The sequence below is a fragment of the Blautia sp. MCC269 genome (genome assembly GCF_018785655.1).
GTDB lineage: Bacteria > Bacillota > Clostridia > Lachnospirales > Lachnospiraceae > Blautia_A.
The window spans coordinates 238,786-262,792 of record NZ_WQQE01000013.1 but is presented as its reverse complement, the minus strand read 5'-3'; the positions used below and the strand labels follow the sequence as shown (position 1 = coordinate 262,792).

Annotated in this window: 20 protein-coding genes; 3 read left to right on the top strand and 17 right to left on the bottom strand. The window is 44.6% G+C overall.

What is annotated here, in order from left to right:
* Window positions 1-7 precede the first annotated feature (7 nt).
* The 8 genes from GPK88_RS06010 to GPK88_RS05980 all read right to left on the bottom strand — a co-directional run bounded on the left by GPK88_RS06010 (window position 8) and on the right by GPK88_RS05980 (window position 7,376).
* Window positions 8-466 carry a hypothetical protein gene (locus tag GPK88_RS06010; protein WP_215707601.1) on the bottom strand — a complete coding sequence of 153 codons (459 nt, stop codon included), beginning with the start codon at window positions 464-466 and terminating at the stop codon, window positions 8-10.
* Between the two features lie 71 nt (window positions 467-537).
* Window positions 538-1,284 (bottom strand): AMP-binding protein, encoded by a 747-nt coding sequence (locus tag GPK88_RS06005; protein WP_215707600.1) that lies wholly within the window; start codon window positions 1,282-1,284, stop codon window positions 538-540.
* Window positions 1,242-2,276 (bottom strand): class I adenylate-forming enzyme family protein, encoded by a 1,035-nt coding sequence (locus GPK88_RS06000; protein WP_215707599.1) that lies wholly within the window; start codon window positions 2,274-2,276, stop codon window positions 1,242-1,244. The genes GPK88_RS06005 and GPK88_RS06000 overlap by 43 nt, the downstream gene beginning before the upstream one ends.
* Complete coding sequence (locus GPK88_RS19120; protein WP_256442549.1) at window positions 2,273-2,404, bottom strand: hypothetical protein; 132 nt, start codon at window positions 2,402-2,404, stop codon at window positions 2,273-2,275. The genes GPK88_RS06000 and GPK88_RS19120 overlap by 4 nt, the downstream gene beginning before the upstream one ends.
* A gap of 232 nt (window positions 2,405-2,636) precedes the next feature.
* A complete protein-coding gene (locus GPK88_RS05995) occupies window positions 2,637-3,701 on the bottom strand; it encodes a substrate-binding domain-containing protein (RefSeq protein WP_173761839.1) in 1,065 nt (354 codons plus the stop codon).
* 166 nt (window positions 3,702-3,867) lie between these two features.
* Window positions 3,868-4,875: an ABC transporter permease gene (locus GPK88_RS05990; RefSeq protein ID WP_173761838.1), complete on the bottom strand. Its 1,008-nt coding sequence runs from the start codon at window positions 4,873-4,875 to the stop codon at window positions 3,868-3,870.
* Between the two features lie 3 nt (window positions 4,876-4,878).
* Entirely contained in the window at window positions 4,879-5,871 is a 993-nt protein-coding gene (locus GPK88_RS05985; protein WP_148444937.1) for an ABC transporter permease, read from the bottom strand.
* Window positions 5,871-7,376, bottom strand: a complete 1,506-nt coding sequence (locus tag GPK88_RS05980; protein ID WP_148444938.1) for a sugar ABC transporter ATP-binding protein — start codon at window positions 7,374-7,376, stop codon at window positions 5,871-5,873. Before GPK88_RS05980 ends, GPK88_RS05985 begins: the two co-directional genes overlap by 1 nt.
* 220 nt (window positions 7,377-7,596) lie before the next feature.
* Between GPK88_RS05980 and GPK88_RS05975 the strand changes: the two genes are divergently transcribed.
* Genes GPK88_RS05975 through GPK88_RS05965 form a run of 3 tightly spaced genes read left to right on the top strand, consistent with a single transcriptional unit; the run spans window position 7,597 to window position 11,390 of the window.
* Window positions 7,597-9,165 carry a response regulator transcription factor gene (locus GPK88_RS05975; protein WP_215707598.1) on the top strand — a complete coding sequence of 523 codons (1,569 nt, stop codon included), beginning with the start codon at window positions 7,597-7,599 and terminating at the stop codon, window positions 9,163-9,165.
* Window positions 9,162-10,985, top strand: a complete 1,824-nt coding sequence (locus tag GPK88_RS05970) for a sensor histidine kinase (protein ID WP_148444940.1) — start codon at window positions 9,162-9,164, stop codon at window positions 10,983-10,985. The genes GPK88_RS05975 and GPK88_RS05970 overlap by 4 nt, the downstream gene beginning before the upstream one ends.
* Window positions 10,986-11,006: 21 nt before the next feature.
* A complete protein-coding gene (locus GPK88_RS05965) occupies window positions 11,007-11,390 on the top strand; it encodes a DUF3783 domain-containing protein (protein ID WP_148444941.1) in 384 nt (127 codons plus the stop codon).
* A 110-nt stretch (window positions 11,391-11,500) separates the two neighbouring features.
* Here GPK88_RS05965 and GPK88_RS05960 read toward each other — a convergent pair whose 3' ends face one another.
* The 9 genes from GPK88_RS05960 to GPK88_RS05920 form a co-directional block, all read right to left on the bottom strand.
* Window positions 11,501-12,919 carry an arabinose isomerase gene (locus GPK88_RS05960; RefSeq protein ID WP_148444942.1) on the bottom strand — a complete coding sequence of 473 codons (1,419 nt, stop codon included), beginning with the start codon at window positions 12,917-12,919 and terminating at the stop codon, window positions 11,501-11,503.
* A 24-nt stretch (window positions 12,920-12,943) separates the two neighbouring features.
* Window positions 12,944-14,347, bottom strand: coding sequence for a rhamnulokinase (gene rhaB / locus GPK88_RS05955; RefSeq protein ID WP_173761835.1), 1,404 nt, complete (start codon window positions 14,345-14,347; stop codon window positions 12,944-12,946).
* A 265-nt stretch (window positions 14,348-14,612) separates the two neighbouring features.
* The gene (locus GPK88_RS05950; RefSeq protein WP_059086069.1) at window positions 14,613-15,782 is read right to left on the bottom strand and encodes a substrate-binding domain-containing protein; all 1,170 of its coding nucleotides are present in this window, start codon (window positions 15,780-15,782) and stop codon (window positions 14,613-14,615) included.
* 149 nt (window positions 15,783-15,931) lie between these two features.
* A complete protein-coding gene (locus GPK88_RS05945) occupies window positions 15,932-16,909 on the bottom strand; it encodes an ABC transporter permease (RefSeq protein ID WP_173771143.1) in 978 nt (325 codons plus the stop codon).
* 11 nt (window positions 16,910-16,920) lie between these two features.
* The gene (locus GPK88_RS05940) at window positions 16,921-18,432 is read right to left on the bottom strand and encodes a sugar ABC transporter ATP-binding protein (protein ID WP_215707597.1); all 1,512 of its coding nucleotides are present in this window, start codon (window positions 18,430-18,432) and stop codon (window positions 16,921-16,923) included.
* A 21-nt stretch (window positions 18,433-18,453) separates the two neighbouring features.
* Complete coding sequence (locus GPK88_RS05935) at window positions 18,454-19,428, bottom strand: ABC transporter permease (RefSeq protein ID WP_118070955.1); 975 nt, start codon at window positions 19,426-19,428, stop codon at window positions 18,454-18,456.
* A gap of 157 nt (window positions 19,429-19,585) precedes the next feature.
* On the bottom strand, window positions 19,586-20,593 hold the full coding sequence (locus GPK88_RS05930) for a substrate-binding domain-containing protein (RefSeq protein WP_215707596.1): 1,008 nt from the start codon (window positions 20,591-20,593) through the stop codon (window positions 19,586-19,588).
* Window positions 20,590-22,377, bottom strand: a complete 1,788-nt coding sequence (locus GPK88_RS05925; protein ID WP_215707595.1) for a cache domain-containing sensor histidine kinase — start codon at window positions 22,375-22,377, stop codon at window positions 20,590-20,592. The genes GPK88_RS05930 and GPK88_RS05925 overlap by 4 nt, the downstream gene beginning before the upstream one ends.
* Window positions 22,374-23,990 carry a response regulator gene (locus GPK88_RS05920; protein ID WP_215707594.1) on the bottom strand — a complete coding sequence of 539 codons (1,617 nt, stop codon included), beginning with the start codon at window positions 23,988-23,990 and terminating at the stop codon, window positions 22,374-22,376. Before GPK88_RS05920 ends, GPK88_RS05925 begins: the two co-directional genes overlap by 4 nt.
* Between the last annotated feature and the right edge of the window lie 17 nt (window positions 23,991-24,007).

Here is a 24,007-nt window from a genome sequence, read left to right as displayed (position 1 = left end):
TGTTCAGCTATACACTTCCCACTATCTGGGCATGTTCGGGACTTACACCCGTTAGAGCGCGCCCATGGCGCGCAAACTCAGAAAATGCCGCAACTGCGCTGCCGTCATCAAATGCGTCCTGCTCAGCAACTGCACTGTCATCTGTGGTCTGTTCCGGAGCTGTTAACTCCTCGCTGTCTGCCTCCTGTGAAATATCTTCCACATCAGCATCCTGCTGTACGTCTGGGGCAGCAATTTCATCTTCCTCTGACGTAACATCGTCTGATGATTCTGTTGTTTCAACAGCATCTGTGTCAAAATCAACTGCTTCCGCATCAGACTGTGTATCTGCCTGAGTTTCCTGCGCTGCCGCCGGCTCGCTTGAAAAATCATCCGCAGATACAACGAAGCATCCCTGTGCAAGCATTGCAGCTGTCAATAACCATGCAAGAGTACGCTTCAGACCTGAGTGTAATTTTGTACTCATTTTTCTCTCCTTCTTTCTTTTTTTGTTTTACAGCTTCATCTGGTTTTTACTGTTTTTACAGTACCAGGTTTTCAGCAATCGTGATTCTTTTTCTTCAGCTCTTTGGACAACTCAATACGATTTGTCTTAAAGTGGAAGAAAGGTCTCTCATCAATTGCCAGTATTTCAACTGGAAACATGTATGGTTCCAGACAAGACTGTACGTCTTTAATGATATCATCAACTTTGTATCCGTCCTCCAGAACAACATAGAGGTATGGAACAAAGTATCCGTCATGATCTTCATCCTCGATCAGTACGAAAAATTCATCTTTAATTCCTTTGATCTTGGCATCTGCAAGGCGGTTCTCCATAGGAAGTACTGCAAGCTCACCACCACCGTAACGGAATGCGGCACCACGGTTCAGTACGTAGAAAACGCCATCCTCATCTACATAACCAATATCTCCGGTATGAAGCCAGATCTTGCCGTCCGCATGTCTCTGGAGTGTTTTTGCTGTGGCACTTCTTCTGTCATAACCAAGCATATTTCCAGGACCTACAGTACAGATCTCGCCCATCTCGTTATATCCAAGTTCTTCCTGTGTTCCAGGTTTGAAAACGCCCATGTCGTTCAGCGGCATCGGGATTCCCACATTTCCGTTATGAACAGATTTCGGAGCCATCTGGAAGGTCAGGTTGGAACCACCTTCGCTGCTTCCGTATCCTACTGTAAAACGTACATTACAGTTATGTTTATGAAGAAATTCCTGTACACGGTCAAGCTGGTTGTTGTTTACTGCCTCACATCCGGCTCCTGCTGCCAGAAGATGGGACATGTCGTAATCCTCTGAACACGGCCATTACGCATAACCGCTTCAATAAACATCGGAATCATCGGCCAGCCGTTTGGTTTGTAACGCATCATCTCGAGGTCTACATCCTCCGGATCAACAAACGGATCCATAATCAGAAGTTTATTTGAGGATAATGGAAGCAGTACCATGGAAACAACAACGGCTACCAGTGCAGGTGGCAGACAGGTTACCATCCAGGTTGGACGGACATCATCGGATCCACCATAGAAATTCATCTGGCATACAGTACCGAGCATACTATTCGCACAGTGAATAACCTGTTTGGATGGGCCTGTGGAACCACTTGTGTAAGCACGGAACAGCGGTCTGTTGAGATCTTTTTCCGCTTCTACTTTTCCTACGTAATAATTACCGATGGAGAGGAATTCATCCCAGGTCATGGTATTCTCTCCGGATGCCGTTACCCGCGGATAATTTTCATCCAGAGATTCTTTTATGTAATCCGGAAGTGTACTCTCATCTCCATAGTACATCGGATTCAGAAGAATTACTTTCTTTACGCCTGCTCCCTCACAATAAGTTCTCAGTTCCTTCGGTGCAAGGAAATCGTGTGCAAAAATTGCTTTTGCATCGGCTTTGCTGACTGCCTCAACGTTTTCCAGAAGTGTGTTATCTCTGCATAACAGAGAAGCACCGATTTTTTCTGCTGCCAGTAAAAGGAATACAAAGTTTGGAACCAATCTGAAAAATACAGGAATCTGATCTCCCTCGCCAAATCCCATCGCCCTCAATGATCTCGCACATTTTTCGGATTCCTCGAAAACAGTTTTCCAGGTGATATCTTCTCCATAATAATGGATTGCCACCACATCTGGTCCAGGACAATGCTGTTCCAGGTATTCCCATAAGGTACACTCTGGTTTCTGAATCATTTTGAGCATCATTTCCGGATAATACTGCATCCAACGACGATCTTCGCTTGGTTTTCCTGTAGGTGCTTTTTCACAATTCATTTTTTCATCTCCTTCTTAAGTTCAATACTTTTGGATAATACAAAAACAGCCCCGGTCAGAAATCTGTTATCACTGCGGCTGTTATTACAGAGTTTATTATAGATTTTGCATGAATCTGACTGTTTCATGGCAAATCTCCTCCGTATTGTATATTCTGTTATATTTTACCATAACCAATTTTATCTGTAAACCCATCTGAAGCAGGTCTTTTCTGCTATTCCTGTCTCTTTTTCTGTCACCTTTGGATTCCTCTGACAAGTATCAGTAAAAGAGGCTGCCATACCGTCAGAACAGTACAGCAACCTCTTTTTAAAAGGACTTTATCATATAAAAATGTCAATCCGTTAATCAGATTTCTGATTAGTACAGTTTAGCCATCTCTTCGATGTTGCTTGTATCGAATTTCAGAGGTGCGCCAAGTACAACTTCTGTACCGCCGTCATCAGCGTCTGTGATTGTGTAGTCACCAAGGTCGCCAGCTGTGAACTTGTCATCTTTAGCACCTGTGATGTCACCGTTGATCAGAGCGATTGTTGTGTAAGCGCTGAGTTTTCCAAGGCCCTGCATATCCCACAGATAGAAGTATGGGCAGGAATGATCTGCATCATCACCTGTGTACTCCTGCATCTCAGACGGAAGTCCAAGACCTGTCAGTTTGCACTCAGATCCGTTATCCTGAAGGTATTTAGCAGCTGCTGCGATACCAACAGTTGTCGGTGCACAGATAACTTTCAGATCTTTGTAGTTCTGAAGAAGAGCTGCTGTCTGGTCTGTAGATTTCTGTGGCTCATCATCGCCGTATACAACGTCTACCAGCTCAAGTTTGCTATATTTGTCGTCGCCTTCCATGATGGTCTTCATTGCGTCGATCCATGCATTCTGGTTAGCGGACTGAGATGTAGCGGAAAGGATAGCGAACTGTCCCTCACCACCGGAAATATCAAGAACTGCATCCATAAGTGCCTGAGCAACTTCTTTTGTACCAGCCTGGTTTACAAAAATCTCACGGCTGTCTTTGTTCGGTGCGGAGTCGAAGGAAGATACTTTGATTCCTGCATCCATAGCTTCCTCAAGTTTAGCCTGAAGAGCGTTAACATCGTTCGCGGAGATACAGATTGCATCGAAGTCCTGAGAAATCAGGTTGTCAAGAACCTTAATCTGTGCATCAGCAGTTGCTGTCTCAGGATAAACAGTCTCTACTGTGCCACCCTCAGCCTCTACTGTTGATTTGAAAGCATCTGCTGCGATCTCGAAGAATGCGTTGCCGGCTGCTTTACCAACCAGAGCGATCTTTTTGCCTTCTGCGGAATTTCCAGCTGCTTCTGTCTTAGTATCTTCGGATTTGTCATCTGCTGCGAGAACCGGGCAAACTGTACCAAGAACCATTGCTCCACAAAGGATTGCGCTAATTACCTTTTTTTTCATTTTTGTTCCTCCCTATAAGAATATAATTTTTTTATATGCTGCTGCCTCCGCTACACCGATGGAAACAGCTAACAATCATATGGGGTGTAAAGCGGATATTCGCAATCCGCTTCGCTACTTGCTCATGAACGCAGTCGTTTCGCGACCTGCGTTCAAAAAGTGATATTTAGTTTTTCTTCATTGCTACTGCTTTTTTTACATCACCGATGATGTTTGGAAGAGCAACTGCTGCTACCAGAAGTACACCGATGATAAGAAGGATTACCTGTGCGTTTACGTTCTTCTGTCCAAGACCAACTCGTAAGCATACGATGATGAATGCGGAAATGATACCGCCGGCCAGGTTACCTTTACCACCTGTGGAGGAGATGCCTCCGAATACTGCCATTGCGATGGCATCCATCTCGAATCCGTTACCGGTTGTTGTGTTGGCACCATAAGAAGATGATACCAAGAACAGTGCACAAAGTCCAGACATGAGTCCCATAACTGTGTAGATAATGAAACGAATCTTCTCTACATGAACTCCTGCATAATAAGCTGCCACACGGTTTGTTCCGATTGCGTAGGTACGACGTCCGAATGTGCTCTTTCCAAGGAAGATTGCAAAGAGAACACCAAGGATCAGCACCAGGAAAAGAATGTACGGAACCTGTCCGACTTTTCCACCGATGGCACGGAAGCCATCTGTGTTTGTAACTGCAATGCTTCCGCCGGAACCAAGTGTTACCTCTGCAATACCACGGAAGATAATCTGTGTTGCCAGTGTTACGATCATTGGAGGAAGCTCTTTGAAACGGGTAAGGATGAATCCGTTAACCGCACCGCAGAGGGCACCAACAACCAGTGCTGTAAGTACGACTACAATGAATGGAGCGTTTGTGTTACAGACCATACAGCTTAATGTTGCGGAGAGACACACGATCGCACCAACGGAAATATCAATCTCGCCTAATACCAGGATGTACGCCATCGGGAACATCATGAATACCTCTGCAAGGTAAACCGGCATCTGACGAAGAACACTCTTCAGGTTATAAAATTCAGAAAATGATGCACAGAAAATATTTACCAGGATAAAGAGAATGACCAGGATGCCTTCCCAACTGAATATGATGTGTTTCATCGGATTTTCCGGCACATTGTTAATACTTCTTCCAGATTTTCCAGCCATGATTTACATCTCCCTTCCCTTTAATGCGTTTTTGTCTGCGATTCTCTGCAGGACAACATTGATCACAACTACTACCAGGATAATGACACCCTTGATCATGTTCTGCCACAGGGAACTGATACCTACAAGTGGAAGAGCTTTTGCGATGGTTGCAAGGATGATGGAACCAAGGAATGCACCAACTACAGTTCCACGTCCGCCGCTCATGCTTACACCACCGATAACGCAGGCTGCGATGACATCCATCTCACCGCCGTACTGCATATCCGGCATTGCAGAAGCATAAACAGATACCTGAAGTGCTCCGCCAAGACCTGCGAGGAATCCCATGATCACATATACAAGAAGGTTGATATTCTTTGCATTGATACCGGAAACCTGTGCTGCACTTGCATTACTTCCTACTGCGTAGATTCTTCGTCCTGTTCTTGTCCATTTCATAAAGAAGAAGAATACTACATAACAGATGATGATTACCCAGATAACCTTGTTGATTCCAAGGAAATTGGTTGTTGCAAAATTCTTAAACTCACCAAGAGCTGCGGCACTTGCCCACTCACCACCGTGAGAAACAAGATAACCCATTGCTCTGTAGATGTACATAAAGCCCATGGTTGCAATGATCGGCGGAACGTTTGCTCTTGAAATTACAAGACCTACAACAAGTCCGCAGGCAATACCGATTGCCATTGCAATGATGAAAGCAAGTAATGTACTTGTGATATGTCCGTATTTCAGGAGCATACCGATGGACATACCGGAAAGTGCCAGCGTTGACATGATGGAAATATCGATTCCGCCTACCAGCATGACACATAACATACCAAGTGACATTACCATTGTTACTGCATTATTTTTCAGCATCTCCATGAGTGACTTTGGCGTAAGGAATGACGGGCTGATCGCTGTGACAACTGCAAACAGCACGATTACGATAATTGCCAGCAGAGCCTCTCGGGAGCCTGTAATCTTCTTGATGACAGATTTCTTTTCCATTATTTAGTCCCCTTTCCAGTGCTCTTTTCCATGGACAGCTCAAGGATTCCTTCCTGTGTTGCCTCATCTCTGCTCAGTTCACCAGTCTTGCGGCCGTTACACATAACTACGATACGGTCCGCCATACCCAGGATCTCCGGCATCTCGGAAGAGATCAGGATGATCGCATATCCTTTTTTAGCAAGATCTCCCATGATCGCATAGATCTCAGCTTTTGCACCAACATCAACACCCTTGGTCGGCTCATCCATGATAACAACTTTCATTTCCTGAGCAAGTGCCTTGGCAACTACAACTTTCTGCTGGTTACCACCGGACAGAGAGCTTGCCGGCTGGAAGATATCAACCGCCTTGGTATCAACTTCCTCAAGAAGTTTCTTGGAAAGTTCTCTTTCTGCCTTCTCATCGTTGAATCCGGATTTTGCATATTTGCTGATGATCGGAAGTGTTACGTTTCTTCCAAGTCCCCAGCTCATAATCAGGCCTTCCTTCTGTCTGTCCTCAGGAAGAAGGATGACACCTTTTTCCATTGCCTCGGAAGGAGTCTTGATGTAAACTTCTTTTCCCTCAAGGAAAACTTTTCCTTCATCCGGACGGGTGATTCCGCAGACAGCTTCCACAACCTCTGTACGTCCTGCACCAACCAGACCGGTAAGACCTACGATCTCGCCTGCACGTACATTAAAGGAAACATCCTTGAAAAATCCTGTTCTGGAAAAATGTTCGATGCGGAGCATCTCATCTCCCAGCTCAACTTCCGGTTTCGGGAACAGATCATTGATCTCACGGCCTACCATAGCTTTGATCAGATCTGCGTTTGTGATTCCGTCTACATCATAAGTTCCAATGTACTGGGAATCACGGAATACGGTAACTCTGGAAGCCAGACGGTACATATCTTCGAAACGGTGAGAAATAAAGATAATGGAAACTCCATTTGCTTTCAGCTTGTCAACCAGTGTGTAAAGCTTCTCGGACTCGTTTCTGGTAAGTGCTGCTGTTGGCTCATCCAGAATGATGATCTTCGCATTTGTGGAAAGTGCCTTGGCAATCTCTACCATCTGCTGCTGTGCAACAGAAAGGGTACCCATCTCAGCGGTTGCATCGAAATCTGCATCCAGCTCTTTGAGGTATTTGTTCGCCTCCTGATTCATTTCTTTCCACTGGATCATATGATGTTTGATGATCTCATGACCCATAAAAATATTTTCTGCAACTGTAAGGTGCGGATATGATGTCGGATGCTGATATACGGCTGCGATACCTGCTTCCTGGGCATCCTTCGGACCTTTGAAGTCAACCTTCTGTCCGTTTAAGAACATCTCACCTTCTTCTGCTTTATGTACTCCGGTAATAACCTTGATAAACGTAGATTTACCAGCACCGTTCTCACCCATCAGCGCATGAACTTCGCCAGGTTTGAGCTGGAACTGTACATTATTCAGAGCTTTGACACCGGGGAATATCTTCGTAATACCTTTTAATTCAAGAACATATTCTGACACGGCTCTTTCTCCTCCCTTTCCTTTGATCTGGTTATATTCTATCATCCGGTTCCCTTGCTGATAATGGGAATATTTTTGGATAAGGGTAAAATATTCTCCTTTTCCCTGTAAAATATTACCCATAATAAAATCCGGCCTGCTCGTATTTCTGTGTATTTTATGCTATAATAGGAACGCTTGTAACAACATACTAGTATTTTTGCCGATTGGAGAATCCTATATGAAATTACTGATCGTTGATGACGAGGAACTTACACGTACCGGGCTTGTCTCATCCATTGACTGGGAGAGTCTGGGGATCACAGAAATCCTTCAGGCAGACGATGGAATGAACGGACTGGAAATGGCCAGGCTGCATAAGCCTGAGATCATTCTCTGCGATGTGCGGATGCCGCGGATGACAGGTATCGCCATGCTGGAACGTCTGGAGAAGATTCTGCCAGACTGCATTCCTATCTTCATGAGCGGTTACTCAGATAAAGAATATCTAAAAGCCGCCATCAAACTAAAAGCAGTCAATTACATTGAAAAACCTTTAAATCCTGAGGAAATACGGGAAGCGATCCTGGAGGCACAGTCCCTTTATAAACAGAAACTCCGCTCTCACCGCGGCGAAGCCATTCATTCCCTTGAAACTTCTACCAGGCTGGCACTGAAGCTTACCGTTCCTTCCACTTCCTCGAATCAGGAAATTGTGGATCTGTGCCTGGAGCTTGGAAATCCTGAACTTCTGGATTCGGGAATAAATTTTACCTCCATAATCGTAAAACTGAATAATACCGCCGAATCTTCCGGTGCGGTTCTGGAAGATATCCACCGTGAGATTGCCCGTTTCCTGGCACATTACCATCTGAAATGCCTATTTGCAGAAAAACGGGTACAGTATCTGGTATATCATATATATGGAAGTAATCCGATTTCGCCAACTACACTTTCCGCTGTGGGAAGCTATATTTCCAGGCAGTACAGTACCTGCGGAAAACATATGATTGCAGCCGGAAACACAGTAACCGATATTTCCAAAGTTTACCAGTCCTATGCCTCTGCTGTCATTCTTCTGCAGAACTGTTTTTTCTTTCCGGCAGAAACCTTTCTCACAGAAGATATCGTAAATCAGCAGCCTCCCAAACCGCCCCTTCCAGGTACTCTGCAATCCCCGGAAAGCACTTTTTCCAAATATCTTCTCTCCGGTGAGGGAGAACCTTGCGGACAGTTTCTTGAAGAACTTTTTGGCTACTATAATGGAAACCTTACTTTTATGCCCAACCAGATCCGTGATCTTTATTACCAGCTGTTCAGCATACTTTCCGCCGCTCGCAAAAAGAATCAGGTGGAATCCGGTTTCCACGAAAAACAGGATCTCATCGTAGATACTCTGGACAATGCTTTTACTTATGAAGAACTCCACGAATCTCTGAAAGAAAAAACCGCACAGTATTTTGAAGACGCAAAGAATTCCCAGCCGGAAAATTCCACAATCTTTATGATCAAAGATTACATCAGCCGGAACTACATGAATGATACCCTTTCCGTAAAAGATATCAGCAGCCATGTGTATCTTTCTGCTTCTTATGTGTGCACCTTTTTCAAAAGTGAGACCGGACAGACTCTCAATCAGTATCTGACGGAATACCGGATGGAAAAAGCCAAGCAGCTGCTTTCCGATCCCAGATACAAGATTTCTGAGATTTCTTCCAAAGTAGGATATACGGACGGAAATTATTTTGGAAAAAGTTTCAAAAAATACTCCGGCTTTTCCCCATCGGAATACCGGGAGAAAATGTCATGAGGGCCCTCTGGCGCCGCTTCAAAAACGGCTATCTGAACTTAAGACTTCAGACAAAATTTACCATTGCGCTGATCAGCATCGTGGTACTTCCTGCTTTTCTCACTGTATTTCTTTTTTATGGAAAGCTTTATAACATGGTGGTGTCCAACACCATTCGCCAGGAGCAGGATGCTTCCGCAAAAACAGCGCCACTGATCGAACGAACCATGGATACGATCCTCGCTACTACCCGGAATATTACAGGGCAGACCTTTTTTCAGGAACTGTTTTATATGCCGGTCAGTGATTCCGCCAAAGAACTGGCTTCTTCCAACCATGCCATTGATTTCAAAAATGCCATCCGCCGTCTCACTACCGATTCGATTGTGACGGATGTACGGATCTACGTGGATTTTCCGGAAGAACTGGAAACACTGGATGATGATCCAAATACAGAAAATATTCTGGCTCCTATCAGCCAGGCCAAAGGAACTTACTGGTACGGAATCTTTCAGGGTAACCGGGAAAACCAGGAAATGTTCTGTCCTTCTTTTTACCTTGGTTCCCAGGAAAAAAAGAATTACGGAGATATGGCGTATATCTGTCCTTTAAGTCTTTATTATCATTCCAATGCCTATAAAGCTTATCTGGCAGTATATTTTTCCGACAGCAAACTGAATTCCATTCTTTCCGACAATCTTTCTCTGGAAGGAAGTGTCTCCTATATTGTAAACGAACGTGATGCCATTGTTGCAACCTCGGATCAGTCCTTATCCGGAATTTACCGGCTGGATTACGACACTATCAAAGAGTCCTTCATGTCATCCAACAACTTCATTGAACGGAACATTCTGGACACAAAAGTTTATGCCGGTTTTTACAGCATTTCCAACACGGACTGGTTTATGGTTACGATCCTTCCTGCTCCGCCACTGATCCACGAAAGCAATCATCTGATGCTTCAGATTGCGTTGCTTTATGCCGGTTTTCTTGTTCTGGCCCTTATTTTTGCCAATGTACTGGCTCATTCCATTACCGGAAGACTCTCTTCGGTAATCCGGCAGATGCAGACTGTCCGCCATGGACCGCCAACTCCCATGGAAAGTCCACAGGCACATGATGAGATCGGTGATCTGATTGACACCTACAACTATATGACCAGAAAAATGTACGAACTGATGGAAAAGCAGGCAAAAGCTGCAGAAGATCTCCGAATTGCGGAGTTTAATTCCCTTCAGGCGCAGATCAATCCACATTTTCTCTATAACACCATGGACATGATCAACTGGATGGCGCTGCAGGGACAGACAGAAGAAATCAGCCATGCAGTACAGAGTCTTTCCCGTTTTTATAAACTGACGCTCAGCCGCAAAAAAGGAATTTCCACAATTGCCAGAGAGCTGGAACATGTGACAATCTATGTACAGCTCCAGAATATGCGTTACCATGACAGTATTGAACTGATCACGGATATTCCGGATGAATTGTCTGAATACCAGATCCCGAAGCTGACTCTTCAGCCGGTTGTGGAGAATTCCATTCTTCACGGAATTCTGGAAAAAGAATCAAAATCCGGAACCATTGTCATTACCGGATGGATGGAAAACGAAGACATCGTTCTTCTGATTTCCGATGACGGCGTGGGAATTCCCCCGGAAATCCTTTCAACAATTCTCTCCGGAAAGGGAAACAGCCAGTCCGGCGGCACCAACATTGCCGTTTACAACACACACCGGCGACTTCAGATTCTTTATGGAAAGGATTATGGGCTTATCTATTCCAGCAATCCCGGCGAAGGGACAGAAGTGGAGATCCGTTTTCCAGCACACAGAGAAGAGTAATTTACAGGAGGTATCCTACTTATGAATACACAACCAACAGTACTTCTATATAATTTCAATGATCCGGACCGTCTCCGGATCATCCGCCGCTATCTGAACCGTCAGAAAGTAAACGTGCGGATCGTCACCCCACCGGAGTTTCTGCATCCTCTGGGTTATCTCTTTGAACTTCCGGGATTTCAGCCCTCCACACAGTTTAATCTGGGCAAAAATTTCAGTGATGAGATGATGGTGCTGAACAATTTTTCCAGTGAGCAGATGGATGCGTTCCTGGCTTTTTTCCGGGAAGAAGCGATTCCTTCGGTTTCGTTAAAAGCCATGCTCACCCCTGTGACCCAGCACTGGTCTTCCATTCAGCTCCATGACGAACTTACAAAAGAGCATAAAATGATGCATAAGAAATAAGAAATTTTCCATCAAAAAAGGAAAGGAGACCGCATTTGCAGTCTCCTTTTTTTGAATATGTTTTAGGTTGGTTATAAGAAAGAATTTATCGTTTTTTATGGTACTGATAATTATCTTGTTACGATATCTACCGGTACGTTGAAGATTTTTGCAACTTTCAGGATTGTGTCGATGTGTCTTCCTGTAGCAGCTGCCATGTGATGTGTCGGGCCAGCCTCGCTCCAGCGATTTACAAATTCTCTTGCGCCACATGTGAAACGTGTTCTCATGTTTGTATCACCGAAGGAAAGGATCGGTCCTTCCTCGTTTACACCCTCAGCTACAACGAACTTGAAGTTTCCGTCTTTATCCTGAGTGATTGCAAGGTAGGTTACAGGGCCTGTGTATGGATAAAACTGTGTCAGGTATCCGCCGCCTGTTTTGCCGTGGAATACCGGCACGATTTTCATGGTTGGTTTCTTGTCGGAGATGTCAGCATCTCCACTTCCGGAATGTCCAATGATGCAGATGTCATCGTTGAAATCGATGGAGTACATCTCAGAAAGCTGGCCTGTACCGGAAATTGTCTTTAAGATACTCATTGCCATGGCAACTTTCATGTCACCCTCTACAGCGCATGCAGTACCCTGTTTGATCAGCATGGAGAATGCCGGGATCAGCATACTGTCAAGGACACCAGCTTTACCCTGTGCAAATCCGTCGTAATGGGAAGCGATCATTCCAAGATGCTCATCTTTTACCCACTCCTCGAAAGCAACTACGTATTTTGCCATATCCCATACTTTTTCGATTGTGCCGCCGCCCTCGATCTCGAAGGTGTCAAGGATATCCTGTGCTTTTGCACGGATAGCTTCCTCATCTGTGATATCGTCAGCGATTGCCCACATTTTCTCCCAGTCAAACTGTTTGGTGTAGAGGAACATTCTGTTATAGAGGTTTGTCTCATCGATGTAAAGATCCATCATACCTGGGTATGGTCTTCCGATCTGAGCAATGTTAGTCTCACGGAATCTTCTTCTTACCTGAGCAGCTTTGCACCAGTCTTCGATCTCAGCCTGAACTGCAGGATCTCCGCCTTCTACAACACCTGTGATAACGGCATGTCTCTTGCCAGCTCTCTCAAGGTCAGCTACCGCCTCGCCTACAGCGCCGCATGCATAGCCTTCGCCCAGCCAGGAAGCAATGTCAGTGTGCTCATAATCCAGTGCTTTGATCTTCTGAACATTTACGAGAACAACCGGAACATCAAGGTCACGGATTGCAGGAAGCATGTTGTAGGATGTTGCGTATGTCAGCATCTGAAGAAATACGAGGTCAACATCTGCTGCACGGAATTTATCTCCTGCTACCATTGCCTGCTCTTTTGTTGTTACCATTCCACCGTCAATGATCTCTACAGTATCCGGGATTGTTTTCTTGAATGCATCGTACTGTGCCTCAAATTCCGGCACCAGTGACGGGAACTGCGGAAGATATGCGCCTAAAGCAATTGAAAATACACCAACTTTTGCCTTTGTGTTAACTAACATAATAAAACCTCCAATTATTTTTATTTATGCTTTGTATACTTTGATACCGAAGGACTCATGGATGGTTGTACGAGCCTCCTCGATCGTTTTAAACTCCTCGGCCTTCAGCATCTGTGCTGTGATATTACCGATTGCAGTAGCCTCACCAGGGCCTGCATGGATTTCTTTCTTTGTAGCTTTTGCAGTCAGCTCATTTAAGTATCCTGCATTGGAACCACCGCCTACGATATGGATACGGCTGTAGGTTCTTCCTGTCATCTCCTCAAGCTCTTTGGCTATCTTTGCATAGCACTCTGCAAGGCTTGTGTAGATAACGGTTGCGATCTCACCAAGAGTTTCCGGAACCTTCTGTCCTGTTCTGCGGCAGTAGTCCTGAACCTCTTTTGTCATATTCTCAGGAGAAAGGAAGCACTCATCGTTTGCATCTACTCTTGACGGGAAATCTTTTGCTTCCTCAGCCATCTCACAGATCTGAGCAAAGCTGTATGCGTCATCAAATTCATGACGTACAGACTGGATCATCCAGAGACCCATGATGTTCTTCAGGTAACGGAAACGTCCTGCGTATCCACCCTCGTTTGTGAAGTTCATCTCACAGCTCTTCTCTGAGCAGTCTGCCTCTTTTCTCTCGATTCCCATCAGAGACCATGTTCCGGAGCTGATGTAAATGAAATCGTCGTCATTTGCAGGAACAGCAAGTACTGCAGATCCTGTATCGTGGGTAGCCGGTGCTACAACCTCAAGATCAAAGCCAACTGCTTCTTTTACTGCGTCTGTTAAATGTCCGATGCTTGTACCAGGCATGATCAGCTTCTGGAAGATCTTTTTCGGATATCCCAGCATATCGATTAGTTCGTAATCCCAGTCCTTGGTTGTCGGGCAGACAAGCTGTCCTGTTGTTGCCTCTGTATATTCGCAGGTCTTCTCTCCTGTAAGAAGGAAATGGAAGTAATCCGGTACATGAAGAAGTGTCTCCGCCTGCTCCAGATACTCCGGATGTTTCTTCTTAACTGCCATCAGCTGATATACAGTGTTGAAGATTGCTTTCTGGATACCGGTTCTTGCATACAGATCTTTCAGGGAAATTGTCTTGTAAACTTCCTCGTCCATTCCCTCTGTACGATGATCACGGTAGCCTACTGTATTGCCAAGAACCTTGTCGTTCTTGTCAAGAAGCACAAAGTCAACACCCCAGGTATCAACACCCATGCTTACCGGGATCTTGCCGATCTCTTTACATTTCTTAAGACCGTTTACGATCTCGTTGAAAAGGCGGTCAAACTCCCAGCAGAGCTCTCCGTCTTTCTTAACCATGCCGTTCTCAAAACGATAGATTTCTTCCAGGATCATTTTTCCGTTTTCCATATGTCCCAGAATGTGACGTCCGCTGGATGCTCCGATATCTACTGCTAAATAATATGTTGCCATTTTTAAATCCTCCTCAATATGTAAGCTTCTGATCACTTTCATATCTGATGTTGTATTTATCATACATCAGGATCCTTCCGGTGATAAGAACCTCTTTTGTCAAAAAAAGTGTCTTTATTTGCAAATAATACAGCGATTATTTATGAACTACTGCATTATTTGTTTAAAAAATCCGCTGACTGAATCAGCCAGCGGATCTCTTATTTTTACGTTCGTGAACGCAATCCGCGTTCATTACAACTTCACGATCTGATCGATTATATGATTAGTCATAAAGGTTAGGAGCAATATCCTCGTCTTCCATATTTGTTGCATCATACCAGTAACCGTCTGTAGGAACATCCTGAAGCTCCTGGCCGTTTGCTGCTGCTGTCAGAGCGTAGATTGCATAGTATCCCATCATAAGAGGAGACTGTGTAACAGCACCGATGAATGTGCCATCTTTAACAGCTGCTTTGATGATAGAACCAGCATCGAAACCAACACCAACTACATCACCGTTTGCCGGGTCAGAACCAAGAACGTTGAGGTTAGCATTTGCTGCAAGAACACCCTCTGCGGAAACCTGGTTAGAACCGAATACTGCGATACAGTTCTCCTGGGAAAGGATTGCCTGAGCCTCTGTGGAGCAAAGCTCTACAGTTGTCTGTGCCGGAACAGCTACCTGGATAACAACGTCTGCGTCTTTAGCATCAGCATCAGCACCCTCTGCTGCGTTAACATAGAACTCGTTACCGCTTACTGCTACAGTCTTGCCATCAGCCTGAAGAAGCTCGATCATCTTGTTGATGAATCCAGTACCACGCTGCTGAATGTTCTGAGCTGTTGCATCCTGGTTAACCTCACCGATGATAACCTGTCCGTCAGCATCTTTAACAACGTCTTTAATGGAGTTGTACATATTCTCAGCTGCTACTGCACCAGCCTGTGCGTTGTCTGTACAAACCTCGCATACTACAGATCCTTCCGGAGCATCAGCGATACCTGTATCGAATGTTACAACCGGGATTCCTTTTTCTGCACATGTCTTAAGTGCATCTGTAACAGAAGATGTATCACAAGCTGCAAGTCCTAATCCAACAGGATTGGAAGCGATAGCTGTGTTGATCATGTTAACCTGGTCAGCGATATCGGACTCACTGTTCGGTCCCTGTGGTTTATAAGTAACGCCCAGCTCCTCAGATGCTTTTTTCATACCTTCCTGAGCTGCATCCCAGTATGTGGACTGGAAAGATTTAACCATCATCGGGAACTCATAAGCTTCGTTTGCTTTCAGTCCGTCGAACTGTGCGGTAGGATCCTCAGCTGCTGTGGAATCTGCGGATTCCTCTGTTGCTGCATCTTCTTTCTCCTCAGCTGCAAAAGCTGCTGTTGCGCTCATGCTTGTTACCATTGCTGCACAGAGCATTAATGCCATAACCTTTTTTGCTTTCATATAATATTTCCTCCTTAAAATATATTATATAGTTTTTTTATGTTCATACGCCATTGCTACCCCTTGGCGTTTCACATCTTTGATTATCGGATACTGTTCACATTTCTCTGTGAACAGTATCCTTGCTTATTGTACCACACTTCTTAATATTAGTGTGCTGCTTTTTTCTCTTTCAGGATATCGATCAGAACGGCTACGATCAGAACGATACCTGTGATGATCTGCTGCCAGTTTGCCTGCAGGCCGATGTATGGAAGACCTGTTTTCAGAAGCATGATGACGAAGATACCAACGAATGTACCGATTACGGAACCATATCCACCGGTAGCTGCTACACCACCAACGAATACACCACCGATAGCATCCATCTCAAGTCCGGCACCAGTACCAGGCTGTACAGTAGGTGTTACTGCTGCGTATGCGATTGCCGCAAGACCTGTAAACAGACCGCAGACAACGTATACCATTACGTGATAGAACTTTGTATTGATTCCGGAAAGGGCTGCTGCCTCTTTGTTGGAACCGATTGCAATTGTATAACGACCGAATTTTGTGTGGTTCAGGATGTACTCCATAACCAGTACCAGGATGATCATCCAGAGGAAACCAAGTGGATAACGGGAAGCGCTTCTTCCTGTACCAACTGTTACCTTGAAGATGGTATGGAACCATCCGCCCGGCTGTGTAAGTCCCGGCCAAGGTGTCGCACTGCAGAGAGATCCGGCACCACGGGTAATCATACAGGTACAAAGTGTTGCCAAAAATGGCGGCAGGTTCATAACACCGATCAGTACACCGTTCAGTGCACCGACTGCGATACCAAGAACAATACAGATCAGCATTGCCAGAGCTACCGGGCAATTGTTGTTTCTGATCAGTGTTCCGCCGATCAGTGCGTATGCTACCATACCAGTTCCGATTGACAGGTCAACACCACCAGTGATAAGCGGGAATGTAACTCCGATCGCCATAAGAAGATCGTAATATGAGAAATCCAGCATACTCAGGATCGTGGTGTACTGTCTGAATTCTTTACTCAAGCCTGAGAATATTGCACACAGGACAATGATAACGAGCAAAACAATAAATCTCTGATCACTTAAAATACTTTTTTTCTTCTTAGTCATGACTTTCCTCCTTAATTGATATTCCGTGTGGCCTTGTCCATGATGTTTTCCTGGGTTGCCTCGGAGATATCAATACATCCGGTAACTTTACCCTCACACATGATGATGATACGGTCACTCATTCGGAGAACTTCCGTCATCTCAGAAGAAATCATGATAATGGATTTGCCTTCTGCTGCCAGTCTGTTCATTAATTTGTAGATTTCGTTCTTGGCACCAACATCGATACCTCTTGTCGGCTCATCGAAAATAAGGATATTGCTGTCTCGTGTCAGCCATTTAGCAATAACAACCTTCTGCTGGTTACCACCGGAAAGGTTTACTACCAGCTGATCGGTGGTCGGTGTCTTTGTTGCAAGCTCATTTACATATTTCTCTGCAACCTGTTTCTCTTTTGCCTTGTTGATAAAAATACCATTGGTAAACTCTTCCATTGTTGCCAGTGTTGTATTCTCTGTTACAGATTTCTGTACAACACAGCCGTATCTTCTTCTGTCCTCTGACAGATAACCGATACCGTATTTAACAGCATCCTGCGGGCTGTTGATGGTAACTTCGTGAAGCTGTCCATCTTTACCCATAACAGAGATCTTACCACTCTGTTTCGGGTCTGCTCCGAACAGTGCTCTGGCTGTCTCGGTACGTCCTGCCCCCATTAGTCCTGAGAAACCAAGGATCTCACCTTTCTTCAGTTCAAAGCTTACATCTTGAACCATCTTTCCTGCGTTCAGATGTTCAACCTTAAGAACTACCGGTGCATCTGCCGGAACTGCACTCTGCTGTTTCGGATCTTCATAAATAACACGACCAACCATCATGTTGATGATATCTTCTTTTGTACTGTCTTTTGTGATCAGAGTTCCTACATATCCACCATCTCGCATAACGGTTACACGGTCTGTGATGGTCTTGATCTCATCCATACGGTGAGAGATATATACGATACCAAGATTCTTCTTACGAAGGTCACGGATGATCTCGAACAGGTCCGCGATCTCTTTCTCTGTCAGTGCTGCGGAAGGCTCATCAAAAATGATAACCTCAGCTTTATGGGAAATTGCTTTTGCGATCTCACACATCTGCTGTTTTCCGACTGTCAGGTTTTTCATCTTTTCTTTCGGATTGATCTCAATGTTCAGATCCTGAAAAAGCTTTTTGGAATCCTCGATCATCTTTTTGTCATCAATGCGGAAACCCTTCTTCGGCTCACGTCCGATGAAGATGTTCTGAGCAACAGTAAGATCACCTACCATGTTCAGCTCCTGATGTACGATTACAACGCCGGCATCCTGTGCCTCACGTGTATTGTGGAATTCTGTTTCCTGTCCTTTGTAAACGATGGAACCTGAATCCTTCTGATAAATACCGGTAAGAACCTTCATCAGTGTTGATTTACCGGCACCATTTTCTCCCATAAGTGCATGTACTTCGCCGCGTTTTACTTCGAAATTAACGTGATCCAGAGCATGAACTCCAGGAAAGGACTTATCAATGTCCTTCATAGTTAAAATAACTTCACCCATTGTCGCATCCTCCCTCTAAGATCAGTTCTTTCTGCGTCTTGCAGAAACGTCGATATAAACTGCAACGATAACGATGATACCTGTGATGATCATCTGCTGTCCTTTACCAAGGCCAAATGCCATAATGCCCTGCTGAAGAAGAGAGATGATAAATACGCCGATTACAGTACCGCCGATGGAAGCAAGTCCACCAACCATGGATGTACCACCCATAACGCAGCCTGCAATAGCCTCATTGTTGTACTGATCGCCATAACCTGGCTGAACAGTTGTGTATGTAGCTACAAAGAAGAGTGCTGCAATACCTACCAGGAATCCGCAGATCATATAAGCAAGCATTTCCCATTTCTTTGTGTTGACACCGGAAAGACGGACAGCCTCTTTGTTAGATCCAAGGCAGAGGATGTAACGTCCTGGTTTTGTGTTGTAAAGAACGATACCGCAGATAACTGCCATTACCAGGAAAATAACAATTCCTACAGGGAAGCCATTTACGGAAACGATATTACGGAACCAGCCGTTTGCCTCACTGGCTGCCGGCCAGCTTACGGACTGTGTTTTTGTGAATACAGAAGCAATACCTTTTGCAATGTTCATGGATGCCATGGAAATAATGAATGGTGGCACTGACATGTAAGAAACCATCCAGCCATTGAAAATACCAAAGCAGAGACCGATCAGAATGCAAAGGATCATGGCAACTGCACATGGAACCTTGTAAGATGTCATGCAGTAACCGGATACCAGTGCACAGCAGAACATTACAGGTCCGATGGAGAAATCGATTCCTCCTGTAGCGATTACGAATGTAACGCCAAGTGACAAAAAGCCCAGGAAGTACACATAGTTCAAAGTAGATCTGATACTATCAACAGCCGGAAACTTGTTTCCAAGAACTACTTTAAAAACCAGGAACATAAGAATCAGAACACAGACAAGCAGTATTCTGTTCAATCCGAGCTTCTTAACGATTGGATTTTGTTTTAAGTTTTCCAATTTTTACCCTCCTCACGTTTTGCACGTATCTTGTGTTTTCTTGGTTATTATAATACCGTCAAAAATCAATAATTGTAATAGAATATCTTTCAAAAAAAGGTTAAATATTTACTGTATGGTAAATATTTAACCCTTTTCTTTGTGCATTTATGACTATTTACGGTGTAAGATCACCATATGTTTTTAACGTATTAAACGGAAAAAGCAGTTTTTCGATCTCACTGGTATACATATTGTCAGGAGTCACAAGCTGGCACCCGGAATTAATATTCTTCTTATAGTCTTCTCCACGCAGCATCTTAACAGTTTCCCGAACACCCACATACCCCATTTTAAATGCCTTCTGTACAACGATTCCCTGGAAGATTCCGTGTTCCATCAGCTGGACGGCCTCCTGTGAGCTGTCTACTCCCACCACCCTGATCCGATTCTCTGCTTTTGCTGCCTTTACTGCTCTTGCAGCACCTACAGAGGAATATTCATTCATTCCCGCGATCATCTTGAGATCCGGATATTTTTTCATCAGCTCTTTGGTAAGCTCATAGGACTTGTCATACCGAGAATCACAGTATACCACATCTACGATATTATCCTTCAGACTGCCAAGTCCTGTCCGGAAACCTTTTTCTCTTTCAACTGCTGTAGATACACCCTTTACATGTGAAACGATCGCAATCTGATCATCCGTTCCCACAAGATCCTTCGCAAACCTGCCAAGGATCTGTCCCGCTTCCAGATTATCGGTCGCAACGGTAAGATCCTGGACCTCTTCCTGTGTGTAAGAATCAATAAATGCGATATGTATTCCCTGTTCCTTTGCCTTCTTCAAAAGCTGGTCGGATTCAGTGAAGCTGGACGGCGAGATCAGGATCGCGTCCGGTTTTTCTTCTGTTGCCCTTTCGATCAGCTTATTCTGCCCATCCACATCATTCTCTTCCTCAGGTGCCCATACGCGGATATCTGCATTATATTCCTTTGCAGCCATCTCCGCCCCCTGGATCAGTGATGTCCAGAAATCATTGGTACCGTCCACAACCTTCGGAATATAGATCAGCGATAGTTTTCTCTCTTCTTCTACCTGTTTATAATAGACTATTCCGGCTACAAGCCCCGCCATAAGGCAGATGACCACTCCTAAAGTCAGGAGTTTTCTATGTTTTTTCATATTGATTCCTCCTGTATTCCCGGAATGATGATCGTGGCAGTGGTTCCGACACCTTTTTCACTTTCATAGGTGATCCCGTAATTTTCTCCATAATAAAGCTTCAGACGTTTCTGTACATTGTAAACACCCACACCATTGGAATGATAATTCACCTTATGCTTATCATAAATATGTGACAATGTTTCCTCATCCATACCTACACCGTTGTCGATCACCTGAAGAACTGCATTTCCGTCCTTCATAAAGCCTTTTACCTGCAAAAGTCCCTTACTCTCTTTATATTTCAGTCCATGATAGATGGCATTTTCAATGATCGGCTGGAGAACCAGCTTGATCAGAGGGATATTTAATATAGAAGGTTCTACATCGATCTCGAATTCCAGCTTGTCCTTGTAACGCATCTTCTGGATCGTAAGATAACCCTTGGCATACTCCACTTCCCTTGCAAGAGGAACCACTTCATCTTCATTACTGATGCTCTGACGAAGAAGACGCGCCAGGGATGCTGTCATCAGAACAACCTCTTCGTACTTTCTGCCCTCTGCCATCCAGATGATCGAATCCAGGGTATTGTAGAGAAAATGAGGATTGATCTGGGACTGAAGGGCCTTAAGCTCACTTTTTCTCTTTGCTTCCTGTTCCTTCACGTTCTGCTCCATAAGATCCTGTATCCTATGTGTCATCATATTGAAAGATTTCGTCAGGCTTCCGATCTCATTCTCTGAATCGATCTCCACATCTGCTCCGTCAAAATGCCCCTCCTGTACCCTGGACATGGAATCCCTGAGACGCTGAAGGGGATAGGTAAGACTCTTTGCCAGAAATCTTGAAAAAAGCAGAGCCACGATCATCAGAAGTGCAGATATAAGTACATAAATACTCTGCGCCTGATTACTTTTTCGCAGAAGCTCGCTGACGCTCATACAGCCCACAACGGTCCATCCGGTTTTATTGGATCTGGAAATGGAATACAGCTTTCCTCTGTTTCCCTTTCCGGTACGCACCGTATCTTCTTTTGATTCCACGATCAGGTCGATATTCTCCGTCTGCAATTCATTGTAAAGCTGTTGCTGCTGCGGATGATATACAATATTTCCGCTTTCATCCAGAATAAATGCATATCCCTTTTTCCCAATCGTATTCTGATCACAGAGTTCACTGATGGCACTGTAATTCAGGTCAATAAAAAAGACTCCCTCTTTCTCACCACTGTTGGAAAAATTACGGATCCCCCTGCTTAAAGTGATCACCCACGGGCGTTCTCCGCTGATGATGTGCTGTACATGGGAAGATGTAAGAAGCGGGCCTTCCGGCTTCTGCAAAGCATCCAGGTACCACTCCTGGGTGGAAAGTTTCAGATCCGGATTCACAGACTGTTTGCCGTCGTTGATCAGTTTCCGCCCATTAATTCCAATGATTCCCAGATTTCGGATATCACTTCGCCCGTCCAGAATAGTCTTGAACTGATTGATCAGACGCTCTCTTGTTCCATCATCCACATTGTCGCCAAAAAGATACTGCTGTACGTCTTCGTTACTGGAGATCATATATGCAATATTTTCCATATAATCAATATAGGAATCAATATTCTGATTCATCTGCTGTACGATATTCTGGGTGTAGACTGAGGAATTTTCAAAAATAGAATTGCGGGTATATCTCATGGAAACGCCTGTTATGACCAGCACTGCGCTTAAAAGCAGCACCGTCACTACCGCAAAGATCGCACTCTGGATGCTTTTGAATTTCCCTATGAGCTTTGCCGCAAAACGGATATCTCTCATTTACGCTTCTCCCTCGCATATTCTGTCGGTGTGCAGCCGGTCATTTTTTTGAAGGAGATCCCAAAATAATGGGGGTCTGCAAATCCGACTTTCTCGGCAATTTCATAATTCTTCATAGTTGTATTCTCAAGAAGCTCCTTCGCCTTCTCCATACGAGTACGTATCAGAACCTCTGTAAATGTCTCTCCTGTAAGCTCCTTAAAGATCGTACTGAAATAGCTGGTACTGATATTCAGATAAGAACAGATACTGTTCAGGCTTAAATCCGGATCCATATAATTCTTCTGGATATAATCCAGGGCAAGTCTTGCCTGACGCTGACCGCTGGAGCTGTTTGCATCGGAAAGTGTCTGGAAAATTTCTCCGATATGATTCCTGACCAGTTCAACAGCACTGTCAAAAGAATTCTGCTCCGTAACCTGCTGCAGAAGTGCTTCTCTTTTGGAAAAAAGCCTGTTGTCCGGAACCATATCCTCACAGGTCTCATCTGCTGCACGGATGATCTGCTGAAGATACACGCAGGCACGACTCTTATCCACCCGCGCTTCCTTGATCTCAGAAGAGATCTGTTCCAGAATATGCTCTGCGTTTTCCTTTTTACCCGCTTTCAGAGCAGCTGCCAGCTTCTCTACATAAGCTTTAATGGAAAGATTTTTTTCCTCCGGCTGTTCTTCCATATCAATAAGAAGGCTTCCTCCAAGAAGATAACGATATTCAATAGCTTTCTCTGCAAGTTCATGGGATGCACGAAGCTCCTGCTGAGTTCTAGCCCAGCTTCCCACACCGATAGAAATATCCAACGACATCAGTTCCTTCAGCTTATCCTGGATCGTCCTGCAGATCTCCATGATCTTGTGTTCAAACTCTCTGGTACGGTTTCCCATGAAAAGAGCACCGACCTTGTTATTTCCGGCCTGATATGCCACTCCTGCTTTTTCTTTGCTGATGATCTCATCACTGATATTAAAAAGGACAAAAGACATCAGTGCACTCTCCTGGCGTTTCTCCGCAGTAAGCTGACTGCCGTCCGAATACAGATCCAGATCAAAAACAGCCACACGATAGCATGCTGCCTCAAGATCGATTCCCAGTGCTGCAAGCTCTTCCAGACTTTCCTGCCGTGTCTTGATATTATCCACAAAGCCCTGCAGCGCTCTGGAACGGATCACAATGGCGTTTTTCTGATAATTCTCGGAAGTCTGTGTCAGACGTTCCAGCTTCTCTTTTTCTTTTCTTTGCTGGTCCACCTTCTCCTTCATTTTTCCGATAACATTTCTGAGTTCCATGGCTGTCACCGGCTTCAGCATATATTCACTGACACCATACTGGATCGCCTTCTTGGCATACTCGAATTCTCCGAATCCGCTGAAGATCACGATCACGATGTCCGGATAATTATCATGGAGAAAACGGCTCAGTTCCATACCATCCATATATGGCATAAGGATATCTGTAAGCACGATATCCACCGGATGGTTCTGTACAAATTCCGCTGCTGCTTTCCCGTTATCACAGTCTCCTACCAGCTCACAGTCCATTGCTTTCCAGTCAATATTCTCCCGGATCGCATCTCGAACAAGTATCTCATCATCTACCAGTAAAATACGATACATAATTTCTGTTGTCCCCC